The organism is Rubripirellula lacrimiformis, from assembly GCF_007741535.1.
Taxonomy (GTDB): Bacteria; Planctomycetota; Planctomycetia; order Pirellulales; family Pirellulaceae; genus Rubripirellula; species Rubripirellula lacrimiformis.
In genome coordinates this window covers 1,823,213-1,835,896 of sequence record NZ_CP036525.1, presented here as the reverse complement: position 1 = coordinate 1,835,896, position 12,684 = coordinate 1,823,213, and the positions used below count along the sequence as shown (strand labels likewise).

General features: G+C 56.5%; 8 protein-coding genes (1 of these 8 running past the window's edge). 5 read left to right on the top strand and 3 right to left on the bottom strand.

Annotated elements, in window-relative coordinates:
• Positions 1–309: 309 nt before the first annotated feature.
• From K227x_RS06355 to K227x_RS06340, 4 genes are all read left to right on the top strand, one after another.
• Positions 310–870: a hypothetical protein gene (locus tag K227x_RS06355; protein ID WP_145168754.1), complete on the top strand. Its 561-nt coding sequence runs from the start codon at positions 310–312 to the stop codon at positions 868–870.
• A 179-nt stretch (positions 871–1,049) separates the two neighbouring features.
• Positions 1,050–2,054 (top strand): sugar phosphate isomerase/epimerase family protein, encoded by a 1,005-nt coding sequence (locus K227x_RS06350; protein WP_145168753.1) that lies wholly within the window; start codon positions 1,050–1,052, stop codon positions 2,052–2,054.
• 1 nt (position 2,055) lies between these two features.
• Positions 2,056–2,259, top strand: a complete 204-nt coding sequence (thiS, locus tag K227x_RS06345) for a sulfur carrier protein ThiS (protein WP_145168752.1) — start codon at positions 2,056–2,058, stop codon at positions 2,257–2,259.
• A 58-nt stretch (positions 2,260–2,317) separates the two neighbouring features.
• Entirely contained in the window at positions 2,318–3,184 is an 867-nt protein-coding gene (locus K227x_RS06340; RefSeq protein ID WP_145168751.1) for a thiazole synthase, read from the top strand.
• A gap of 597 nt (positions 3,185–3,781) precedes the next feature.
• Here the strand turns inward: K227x_RS06340 and K227x_RS06335 are convergent.
• Positions 3,782–6,199 carry a tetratricopeptide repeat protein gene (locus K227x_RS06335; RefSeq protein WP_145168750.1) on the bottom strand — a complete coding sequence of 806 codons (2,418 nt, stop codon included), beginning with the start codon at positions 6,197–6,199 and terminating at the stop codon, positions 3,782–3,784.
• 341 nt (positions 6,200–6,540) lie between these two features.
• Between K227x_RS06335 and K227x_RS06330 the strand changes: the two genes are divergently transcribed.
• Positions 6,541–7,680 (top strand): hypothetical protein, encoded by a 1,140-nt coding sequence (locus tag K227x_RS06330; RefSeq protein ID WP_145168749.1) that lies wholly within the window; start codon positions 6,541–6,543, stop codon positions 7,678–7,680.
• A 543-nt stretch (positions 7,681–8,223) separates the two neighbouring features.
• On the opposite strand, the gene K227x_RS06325 is transcribed toward K227x_RS06330, so the two are convergent.
• Together K227x_RS06325 and K227x_RS06320 are read right to left on the bottom strand one after the other, a co-directional pair.
• Entirely contained in the window at positions 8,224–8,925 is a 702-nt protein-coding gene (locus K227x_RS06325; RefSeq protein ID WP_145168748.1) for a PEP-CTERM sorting domain-containing protein, read from the bottom strand.
• Positions 8,926–9,021: 96 nt separating this feature from the next.
• A protein-coding gene (locus tag K227x_RS06320; RefSeq protein ID WP_145168747.1) for a LamG-like jellyroll fold domain-containing protein crosses the window boundary here: on the bottom strand, positions 9,022–12,684 show its 3' portion. The gene runs 25,914 nt beyond the window's last position; 3,663 of the gene's 29,577 nt are visible here — the last part of the coding sequence; its start codon lies beyond the right edge, outside the window — the gene reads right to left on this strand; its stop codon occupies positions 9,022–9,024.

Genomic DNA, 12,684 nt, shown 5'->3' with positions numbered 1-12,684 from the left:
GGTGAGCCAACGACTTCGATTGCGAAAATCCGGATCGGATCAAAATTTCCCAGCGGATTCCCAGCGTCGACGCAGCGGCACCCGGGGCAACGGACTCGGGCAAACTTCCCCAGACCGCAAAATCCGTTCCCTCGTTGCCAGCACTTTCGACTCGCAGTCAATCTTATCCACTGCGTCGGCTGGGATGCAGTGGCCCCCCGGATCGGGCCGATGGAACGATAGGCGGGGATTTTTGCGTTTCCCGGCTCCAATTCGGTCCGAATTCCCGTCTCAGCACGCTGGGTCGACGCCGATTCCTGTCGGTTCCAAATGTCCAACCAACCTCCATACCGCATTGATTCGGCCGCACCGGTTGCGGTCCCGGTCGGATTACGCAGAGCCGGTTGGGCGGTATCCCCAGCAACGCAATCGATCGAAAATACGTCACCTGCAAGCCACGGCGGCGAAATTTCCGGCGGCCGAATCGTCCGCATCGATCGTCGACACCCAGCCGACCCGAGCGACTGCCCAGCGACGCCGGCGGATCCAGATGCCGCGGATCAGGACACCGAATCCCACGTGGATGCGTCCCAAGTGGACGAAAGCCGTTGCGATTCGTCCCGGGGCGACTGCGAACCGGCATCCTTGCACCAGCGGTGGCTGCGACTTCACGCCAGCGACCTGATCGACCGACTGCAGACCTGGTCCGCCGATCTGGACGCCCGCGAGGCTCAATTGAACGTCCGCGATTCGCTGCAGGACCACCGCGAACGCCAATTTCGGCTGCTGCAGCAGGACGCTGCTGCCGAATTATCCGAACAACAGCGGGCCATCGACCGAATTCGGTCGGAAATCAATGCACAGGCCCGCCGCATGGCATTTGGCGGCTAGATCGCAATTCCAAGCGGTCCATCGGACCATCATTGCCGCCTCTTCGGGGGCACTCCGGCACCGCGATCGTCCAAGCCGCCCAATTGCGGGTTGTTGCAGGATGTGCCCGCGAGCGACAAAATGGCCCAACGTGCTTCACGACTGTATTTACGCCTCAGGCCTATTCTCGGAGACCCTCGATGCCTCGCCCTGTGACCCTGTTTACCGGCCAATGGGCCGACCTGCCAATCGAAGAAATGGCACGCATGACCGCCGGATTCGGTTATGACGGCATTGAATTGGCGTGCTGGGGCGATCACTTCGAAGTGGATCGTGCGATCGCCGAGGACGACTACTGTGACAAGAAACGCAAACTGCTCGACGACGCCGGCCTGCAATGCCACGCGATCAGTGCTCACCTGGCCGGCCAAGCCGTGCTGGACATCATCGATGAACGGCACAAAGCGATTCTGCCGGACTACGTCTGGGGCGATGGCGACCCAGCCGGAGTCAACGAGCGAGCTGCCGAGGAACTGAAGAACTCTGCCCGTGCGGCTCAGAAGTTCGGCGTCGATGTCGTCAACGGATTCACCGGCAGCAGCATCTGGCACCTACTTTATTCCTTCCCGCCGGTATCGCCAGCCATGATCGACGCTGGCTTTGATTTGCTGGCCGAGCGATTCAATCCGATTTTGGACGTATTCGGTGAATGCGGGGTTCGATTCGCGTTGGAAGTTCACCCGACGGAAATCGCGTTCGACATCTACACCGCTCAGCGAGCCCTCGAAGCACTCGACCACCGTCCCGAGTTCGGGTTCAACTTTGACCCCAGCCATCTGATTTGGCAGGGCATCGACCCGGTTCAGTTCATCCGCACCTTCGCCGACCGCATCTATCACGTTCACATCAAGGACGCGATCGTCAAGTTGGATGGCAGCGGCAGTATCCTGGCCAGCCACCTGAACTTTGGCGATTACCGACGCGGCTGGGATTTCCGCAGCCCTGGACGTGGCGGAGTGAACTTCGAAGAAATCATCCGCGCCCTCAACGACATCGGCTACGAAGGCCCTCTGTCGATCGAATGGGAAGACTGCGGCATGGAACGATCCTTCGGAGCTCGCGAAGCCTGCGAATTCACCAAGAAGCTTGATTTTTCGCCCAGCAATCGGGCCTTCGATGCCGCCTTTGACGAAGCGAACGACTGATTTGATCACCATCACAGTCAACGGCGAAACCGTCGAAATCGAGTCGACCATGTCCGTTCAACAGATGCTGGACACGGTCGATGTGCCGCCCAATTATTTGGCCGTCGAAATCAACGGGGACGTCGTGCCTCGCCAGCAGTACGAAGCGACGATGGTAGCCGCCGGTGACGACATCGAAGTCGTCACGTTGGTCGGTGGCGGCTAGTCGACGTCCGGCTGCATCCGTCTGTTTCGTCTACCTTCTCGTTCCCGAATTTTAACCCGTGACGTCACGCAACTCCATCGATCCGACCTTCGCCGACGACACTCCTTTGATCGTCGGTGGCCACACGTTGGCCAGCCGCATGATCGTCGGCACGGGGCGATACGATTCGATGCCGCAGATGCGCGACTCGCTCGATGCGTCCGGGGCGGACTGCGTCACCGTCGCGGTCCGGCGGGAACGACTGTACGACAAGTCAGGCCAGAACATCCTGGATTTCCTGGACCTGGATCGATACATCCTGCTGCCCAACACCGCGGGCTGCTATACCGCGGCCGACGCGATTCGCGCCGCCAAATTGGGCCGTGAAATCCTACTGACATTGGGCAACCCCGGTGCCGACTGGGTCAAACTAGAGGTGCTAGGTGACAGCAAAACGCTGTTACCCGACCCGACGGAAACGCTAGCGGCCTGTCGCGAGCTGGCGGCCGACGGGTTCCAAGTCCTGTGCTACACCAGCGACTGTCCTGTCACCGCCCAGAAACTAAAAGCCGCCGGTGCCGCCAGCGTGATGCCCGCCGGCAGCCCGATCGGCAGCGGCCAAGGACTGTTGAACATCAACAACTTGAAGATCATCCTGGAATACTTGAAAGAGGATGACCCGAACTATCCGGTGATCATCGACGCCGGCGTCGGCACCGCCAGCGACGTCAGCGAAGCGTTCGAACTGGGCGCCGACGGAGTCCTACTGAACACGGCCATCGCGCACGCACGAGACCCGATCCGCATGGCACGCGCGATGAAGCACGCCACGCTAGCCGGCCGCGACGCCTACCTGGCCGGCCGCATCCCACGCCGACTCTACGGCACCGCCAGCAGCCCCACCGAAGGCGTCATCAGCACCCGCCCCTACGGCTCCGCCAACTAAGTTCGACTTTCGCACATTTGAGTGGCGAAGCCGCTTATTGTAGAACCATTGTCCCAACGGTTTGATGGCGTTGGCTCGCTTGTTGAGGTCGCTTCAATAACTGACGTGGTGGGATTCGCCAGAATTCCCTTCCAGCCGGGAATTCTGGCGAATCCCACTACAAAAGCCTTAGCAATTCAATCGATGTCGCTCGCGACCGGGGACAGTCCATCACCGCGATCGTCTCGGAACCGCGTAAACGCCAAATACCAGACGGTTTTAGCAAACACTTGCATTGGCAAGTCAAAGGAAAACACCCGACCAAATCCTACTTCCCAGTCGCTGAAAACGAACGTCCCGAACCCGGTCAGACAATCAACGTCTATCAACTCGGTGACAAGTCCATTTGGGCCGGGGAATCAGGACCCGCCAAGTCGTGAAAGCGAAACGGCTCGTCACGGCTTGTTGATGTAGTCGTTTCCCTGAACCTTGCGTGCGACTCACAACCCGAAGCGTGAGCGAGAGATCATATCGAATACCTCGCTCACACATCGGGTTACCAAATCAACAAGCCGTTTGAGCAAACGAGACACCTGATCGGTGGACGTTCAATTTGCTCTACTCGCGAATCGCCCATGGTTCGGGGAACAGTCGCCATCCGTTTTCAGTTTTCACAAAGTAACCAAAGCTTGGTCCCGAATCGGTTTCCGGATTCTTGCAACGCACCGTGAACCAATAGAGCCCATCCTGTAGTTCGTTGGCGACTTGGGCCAACTGGTGGTCAAAGTTAAAAATGACCGGGTCTTGTTCACGAAGTTCTTGCGTCGTCGTCACCTCAATTCGCAAATCGGTTTGTTCTGGTTTCAATGTGACGCCTTTTGTTTCCGGCCGGATCCCTTCATAGAACTCGCTTAGCTTGACCGCGTAGTCAGCTTTGAAGGCTTGGGGCGTGTCGTCAGGGGACGCCAGCAAATTTCCCATCGCGGTGCCCGTATCGCTCGTGAATTCCACCTCCGTTAGCGTCTGCACCAATTCGCTTGCCAAGGCAACCACCGTCGCAATCTCCTTTTGAATTGAAACTGATTCGTCGTCTTCGTAGGTGATCTGTTGAATCGCTTCATTGGTGGCGACCGCGCCGGCCAGGTCCCCCAACGCAAGTTGCAGATTGGCGATGTGTTGAAACAGCACGGCAAAGTCGGCTCCGCGCGACAACAATTGCTCGGCAATTGCCAGTGATTCGGCGTACTGGCCATCACGGCGAAGTGCATCGCTTTGCAGCATCAGAAGTCTCGCATTGTCGGGGTTCGTCCCGACCGCCCTTTCGAGAGCTTTCAAGACGTTCGACATGTTTGGCCCGCCGGTCCCAAATGCGATTGTTTGTTCATACCAAGCGTGCATCCCCCGCGCCACGACCGATGCAACTTCTGCTTCGTCGTGGTCTTCGGTCGCCTCGGCATATTCAATCGCATCCGGTGTCGCCAATTGCGGTAGCCCCGCCGACAACAGCATCTCGCAGCGTTCTAGCATCGACTCGACATAGATGCCCTTGCGTAACGAACCGTGGTAAAGAATCGCCGCCTCGTGCAGTCCGACCGAATCGGCAAACCTGACCATCAAAGCCGCGATCCATTCATTGGATGGGTCCAAGTGATGCGCTTGATTAAGTGCTTTCAGCGCCGCTGCGGGATTGCCAAGATCCGTCTGGATCAATCCGAGGTATCCGTAATTCAGCGAGTTCAGAGGGTCAAGTTGCACCGACATTTCCGCTGCTGCCAGAGCGTCTTGCATATCGTCTGTCATGAAATCAATGGAGGCGGCCACCCGATACGCATCGGCTGAGTTCGCATCCAACCGAATCGCATCTTTTGCGGTTGCCGCCGCCGCAACATAGTCGTCCGATTGCATTTGCAACCATGCCTTGACGGTTGCTTCGCGTGCTCGGTCTTGTGAGGTCATCACAAACTTCGCTTGCAGATTCCCTAGCGTCTTAAGCATCACATCAGCGTATTCAGCATTTGACAGAACCATCCCCAGCTGAGCGTGATGGATCAACCGTTCTTTCAGTTCCTGGCGTTCGGCGGGATCCGTGGCGCGAGCGAGTTCCTGCATTCGCTTTTCGCCAGCGGTCATTTCTTCCGCCGTTTCAAACCCGTCGGGTCGGTGGTTGGCTTTTCCGGCAGTTCGCAGCTGTTCCTTCAATGCGTTTCGTTCATCTAGCCATTCCTGGACGTCCGCAACGTGAGCCGCCTGGTCGCTGCCAGCGTATTTTTGCTGGTACTGCTGCAGCAGCATCGTTACCTTGTCGACTTCGTTCATGTCCATCAAAACGCTTAACCGGCGTACTTCGCCGACGTAGTGCTTGTCGGTCATCGTGTTGAACTCGGCGAGCATCGCTTCGGCTTTCTCCCAATGTTCCGCGCGAGCATGAAGTTCCCCCAACAACAATACCTTCAACGGCGCCGGACTGGCCTGATTGCTGGCGGTGACATCCGCGAATGCCCAATCGAGAAGATGAATCGCCGCGAGTTGTTGAGCACGCGAGAATTGCCATTCGGCAAGATCCGGACTGTCGGGATACGTTTCCATCAGACGCGTGTAACAGCGGATTTCCGTCAGGCGGTCACCATTGGACTGAGCTAATTGAGCTAGCAGCACGTACCCCAGACCATCGCCCAACCGAACCATCGACTGGGCATCGGAGGTCATCTCGTCAATCTTCCCCAAATTTTTATAGGCAATCGCTCGCTGCAGAATCAGGCCACTGTCGCGAGGATGTAATTCGATCGCCGGCGAGACCGCTGCCGGGATGTCACCGATCCGGCCAAGCCCCCGCAGAGCCTGGGCTTGAAGTCGCCAGTACTCCGTTTCGTCAGGGTGTTGTTGAATTCCAATCAAACACGCTTGCAGCGCCAGGTCATGGTCTGACTGCGCGAGTAGCTGCTCGATCCCCGTGGGTTCAATCACATCTTGCGCCAAGCAAACGGAACTGGAAACGATGCAAATCATCAGGGCGATGACGCGGTTCGGACAGGTCATGCAGTGGTCTTCCGGATTTTGGAAATGAGTTCACAAAAAGCTGGCGTGGCCGAGTCAGTTGCTCGGCCAACGACATGCCAATCGCCGACAAAGATCGGTTGAAGTCTAGCTTCACGCCGAATTCGGCAAGCTAAGTCCGAAGCGGAAAGCGATCGCTGGTGTTACAAACAAATCCGGAATAAATCGATAATCCGAGAATTACATTCTGATTCATTGCTGGTGGTTCGGTTCACGCCTCGGTTGCCGAGAGTCATTCTTGGGAAAGTCGGTAACAGTTCGATAGACGCTCCGCTTGGTGGGTTGGCGGGCAGAAGGTTTCCCGCCTTACTTACCTACAACCAATGACCAAGACTATGATTTTCGGCAAGAAAACGCCTCTTCGTTCCACTCGTCTGAATCGCCGCCGCCTCAGTAGCGAAATGCTTGAAAACCGCCAGATGATGGCCGGCGATGTCACCGTCGAGTTTGTCGCCGACGGCAATTTCGGGTTTGATGTGGTCATCACTGGTGACGCAGAGGACAACTCAATCGAAGTCGCTGAAGTTGGAAACCGGCTAGAAGTTCGCGGCTTGAACCAAACGGGGATCAACGGCGGAACCGCCCCGGCCACCATTGAACTGGTGCGGTTAGACAGGACTACGCTTGACGACATCATGATCGAGATGGGCGATGGCTCTGACAGTGTGGTCATGCGAGACATCCAAATCGGATCTTCCCAGTTACCCGTTCTGCGAAGTTCTCAATTCCTGAATCCAGACCAAACCAAAGATCTTCACGTCAACCTGGGCCGCGGCGACAACCGATTCGAAGCGACCGACGTATTCGTTCGCGATCACTTCACTTTGGATTCAACGGTTTCCTGGGCCGGTGATAACGACATGACATTGAACGATGTCGAGGTGGGACAAGATTTACGAGTCTACACAAGTCGAGGCAACGACGACCTGCAGATCAATGGGGGCAGCGTGGGTGATGACCTGTACGTATCGACGGCTCGCGGAATCGATAACATCGGCATGTTCAATGTCGACGTTGGCGACAACATCAATATCGATACAGGCAGCGATAACGACGTCGTCAATCTCAGCAATGTAACCGCGGATGACGTGGTTGTGGTCGGCAACTCTGGCGATGACCAGTTGTCCCTGATCAATGTCGCGGCAGCCGATGACGTTTTCGTCGATGGCGGAACGGGCGACGACACCATCATGGCAACGGATGTCACTTCGCGTGACATGTGGTTGTACGGTAGCCGCGGCGGAGACCGAATCATTGTTTCGGGAACGATCAACAACTTCTTGCGAGTAGAGGGTGGTCGCGGCAACGACATCGTCACCCTACGCAATATCTGGTTGGCGTCGGGACGCATCGCCGGCGGCTCGGGAACCGATGTCATCTCGATCAGTATCGATGGCGATCCGGCTCTGGAACAACGCCTCGAAGCCGACGCCCGTCAACGCAGCTTCGAATCGGTCCGATAGAAAACCGATTGTCTCAGCAGAGCAGCAGCGAAAGCTGTCCAGGCGAATACGAGCGAACCACGAATCACACAAATGACATGAATAAGTAAGGCTAGACAGCGTTTCAGATTCGTGTCGTTCGAGCCCCTCGAGCTCGAAAGCCCTCCCGTCCCCTTTGATCCTTCGTAATGCCCGTGGCCTCACGGCCAGCGGCTCACGGTTACCGCCAAGGTTCCGTGCCCCCTCTCCACCTTTTTTGCCCCCTCTCCCCCGTCGCTTTGACCCGAGGAACGAGGTTCAAAACGATGGGGGAGAGGGCTGGGGTGAGGGGGAAACACAAACCATCGAAGCCTCCGAAGAGGCTTACTCCATGAAATTCATTCGTTCCGGTGCATTGGCTAGCTTCGAAAAAGAGCTATCGCCCATCATTCGTGACATTCGAAATTACCTCCGTCCCTTCAATCGGCCCACCTCTAATCGGACCCAACGCATGAACGTGGACGACTCGCTCGTCCATCGTCTTGTCGATGCCGGCAGCTTCCAACAGCTCGACCCCGTCGCGGATCAGATGGAACTCATCGGCCGGCATTTTTTCCGACGCACGCAAACGAGTCCTGCTGCAACCGAAAGCAATAGAATACTTGATGGCTCAGGAACAGCCGTGGTGGTGAATGAAATGGTGCCGAAATTGGCATTGGAATCGCCCACGTTAAACGCAGCCAAGCTGTTGGCGCTGTCTCGAAAAACTGTGGGGATGCTTTGGTTCAATTTGATCCGGTATTTCGCATCTGCGTCAACGTCAGTGGTGATATGCTTCACTTCCAACCTGGCGAGCAATAATCGATCTGTGCCGATTGTCATGTCAGAAAGTGCCTTGTCACGCTGATTCAGTTCTTGGCTGCTGCCCCTATCACGCAACGACAGAAACGCGGCTGAACTTGTGTCGAGCGCATTCAAGAAGACGTAGGCATTCGGTTTTGCGACCGTTCGTTCTGAGTCACTTTGATGCTCCCCGGCTGGCAGCGGAAAGTTACTCGGCAGAAACTCAAGTATACCTGTTCCGCTGATTTGTTCGATCTCGAATGCCGCGGAATACGACGAGAGGTTGTCGACACTAGTCCCATCGCTCCTGATGTAAACGTCAATCGAGGCGATGGTGCCCGGAAAGAAGGCGTGGTCTTCAAACTCAACAACTAACGCACCGGAACAGAGGTTTGAAATTGCCAATGTGAATAGGGCGGCAGTTGCTAGGATTCGGTTTTGCATAAAGAGTTCAGTTTTAAAATGTCTAAGTTGATTCGAGTTTGCTCTAACCAAGAGCGTGGGTTAAAGCGTGTGTGTTTCTTCGCTGAAGTTTGCTATCTAGTCATCCAACTTATCTCGAAGATCGAGGCGAAGATTTCGCGACGTTTGATTGCTGACAGTGTCAAAATCATCGAAATCGACAATTTGATTTCCGTCAGCATCGCCTGCCAGATTTTCGCCAACCTGGAACAACTGATCTAGCACCACGTCTAGGTCGACGCTGTCAACGACAGCGTTTCCATCGGTGTCACCAAGAATTCGGTGGAATTCGAACGATCCATCGCTGACGTCCGCAAAATCACCATTCCCGTCTACGTCGACCAACACGCGATAGAACCCGTCGCCCGCATTGGTCGTTGGAGCATCGGTGATGCCGTCGGCCCCGAAGTCCAATCTCAGTCGATCGCCCACCTTATCCACGGTAAAGTCCGTTCCTTGAAGCAATGCGAATCCAGTCTCCGGCGTAACGTCCGTCGCATTCAAGGCGAACCGTTCCACCTTAATTCGTCCGGCACCCAACAACTCGCTTAATCCAGCTTCCTGGCTGAAAAGAACATCCAAATTTCGAATATAGGATCGCTGAGACGCTCCGAGCTGAACATCGATTCCCGTCGCTTGCAGCCCCGCATCAAAGAATGTTCTCGAGACCAAGACATCCTGGCTGCGTCGTGGAGCCGATTCGATGTTGCTGGCCGAATCGCGACCGATACTGAAGAACCGATAGCTGTGAGGAACACCGTCGGTCCGGCCCTGATATGAGATGGAAGACGAATACTTCCCCTGACCATCCGCTGTGCCAGCGCCGGCGGTTCCAGCCAATTGGGCCACTCCGCCGTCGACAGAGACGTAAACATCGAAGAAAATCAGTGTTCCGCCGCCGGAGTCTGTGCCCGACACAACGACATCAAACAAGCCAGAAGAAGACGCGTCTGCCGAAGTGACTTGAGTTTCAGGACTATCAAAGTCCCGAACAATGATCTGTGCGTCGGTTGTTGTCTTGATTTCCGTTTTGCCATCTCTGTCGACGGCAATGCTACGGAAGAAATAGTTGTGGTTGCTGGTGGCCAAAAACTCAAATTCGACCGGGCTGCCATCAGGATCGGCTGCTTGCGATGAGTAAAGCGCAAACGGACCAGCGTCTTCCGAGACAAACAACCGAAACTCACCGATGTTCAATTCATTTGTGTTGCCGCTGACTCGAATGGGAATGATCAAGTCATAGGCCACTGCTGGCAATGGCTCTATCGTGCTCCTGGGGACCGCGACGATATTGATCGTAAACGCTTGATCGATGGTTGCCGATTGCAAATCGGTGGAACGAATCACGACGATGTGCTTGCCAGCGGTCAAGTTGGCCGAATTGATAACGATCAACCTGTTGTCACCCGGATTGATGCCGAACGCACTCGTGGGATCGGCAACAATCATGTAGTTATGCGCGTCAACGATGTCGGGATCGCTGATATCGGGATCGCTGGTGCTTAACGTTCCCACCACCGTGTTGACGGGGGCTGCAGTAGTCACCCTGTTCGCCGAGAAAGCAATGCCGGTGGGAGCATCGTTCTTGCCCACCACCGTGATCGTGACGATGGCCGTCGATGACGCACCGAAGGCGTCGCTGATGGTGTACTGGAACGTGTCCGGTCGAGTCTCGCCGGCGGCCAAATCACGAAAGGCCGCGCCCGGTCGGTAATCGTATTGGCCATCCGCTTTGACTCGCAGCCTTGCGCCCGAGGGGAGTGTGAACTCGGTGTTCACGTTGGCTGGCAAACCAGCGACAGCCGAAACGGTGAAGGCCCCATCGACGTCGAAGTCATTGAGGTTGGAGTCCTTGGCCCAGAGTAAACCGCTGGTCGTATTCTCCAGACGCAAATCGACCCCGCCGTGGTCGGCGACGGCCACGGGAGCATCATTGCGTCCCTCGATCGTGATCGCCAAAGTCGACGAACGATCGACCAACGAATCCGAAATCACAAACGCGAAAGTCTCTTGGGCGGTTTCGCCAGCCGCCAGAGCTTGGGCCGCTGCGCCAGGAGTGTAGGTGTAGGTGCCGTCGGTGTTCCAATTCAAAACACCATACTTGCCGCTGATGTCGATCGAGTCGTCCGTTTGCGGTTCGGCCATTGGCGCTTCGTCTGTTTGCCACCTGACGCTTTCGACGATCATCACAGTGCCCGCATCAATGACGCTGGCGTCGCCGCTGTCGCGATCCGCATCGCTATCATTGGCCAAGACATTGCCGGAAATGGACACATCCTCGCTGCCCGTTTTTCGATCCGCGAACACGACCGGTGCATCGTTGACGCCAGTGACTGTCACCGTCACTTGTGCCGAACTCTGTCCGCCCGCTTCGTCGGTCACGACATAGCTGAAGGTGTCCTCTGCCTCCACGCCATCGGCAAGTGCAATCAGCGCCGACGAATGAGTCGGATCGTAAGTGACAGTGCCATTGGGGTCGATCGACACCGTCGCTCCCATCGACGACAGCGTATCGATACTCAACACCGACAGCGTGTCGGCACCTGGATCGGTGTCGTTGCTGACCAAGCTCAATATACTTATGAGGCTATTCTGGTCGGTACTATCGGTTTCGCCGCGGGCAGTCGGCACCACGTTGGCAATCACGACATCGACGTTGAAAGTGACCGGAGCGGTGAGACCACCCCCATTGACAGTGATGGTCGCCTGATACTTGCCGTTGGGCTGGCCCAGACTGTCTTGAGCGTAGGTATGCATCTCGCCGATCGCCCTGTCCGCGACCGTGCCAGTGCTATCCGCCGTACCGTCGCCCCAGCTGATCGTGTAGGTGTGTGCGTCGATGTCGCTGGCATCGGCATCCAGGACCGTCGCCGTCAGCGTGACTTCCGAACCTTCGTCGTCCTGGACTGCACTGGCGACGATCGTTGGCGCAGCATTCTCGAAGACCATTGACGCACTGGTTGTGCGAGGGAAGTCGATTCCCATCAACGTATCGGTCACGGTCACCACGACGTTGTAGCTATCATCCGAGGAAGCGTTCAACGTGTAAGTCGCGGCATCCACCGCCGCGGTTCCGTCGTATTGACTCGATCCAATCGCTGGTGTGACGGTCCACGCGTAGGTCCTGGTGGCGTCTTCATCGAGCGGTGGTAGATCTTCGATCGAGAACGTGACCGCGTCGCCTTCGATCGCCAGACTCTGGGATGCGGTCAGCGAAATCGGATTCGCCGCCGTGACGGTGAACGCATCCGTCGTGGCAGTGCTTTGAATATCTGCCCCAGTCGAGAAGGACTCAACGATCGTCAGGCTGACCGTGTAAGTGCCGGGATCAACGGGCAAGAACTTCAGGTCTGGGTTGGTCAACGTCGCCGGTGCCAAAGGAAGCGGAGTTCCATTGCGAAGCACGGACCACAGGTAACTACGGCTTGCCGATTGGCCAGTTCCACGCAGCAAACCGGCTGGTACCGCGGGACTCGACTGGCCAGATTCTAGCGACACCACGCCGCCAGCGGTAACCGAGGGGCTGGGAGCGCTGATCGCCACGACGGGTTGGATGGTCAAGCTACGGATGAACGGGTCGGAGACGCCGCCATCGGAGTCCATCGCGGTCAGCGAAACGCTGTACTGGCCCGCATATCGTGGAACGAATTCAAAATCCTCGTCGCTAGACGTGAAGATCGCTTGCCCGTTGTTGGTGGTGACCTCCCACAGATAGATCAAGGCATCCTCGATCCCAACGTC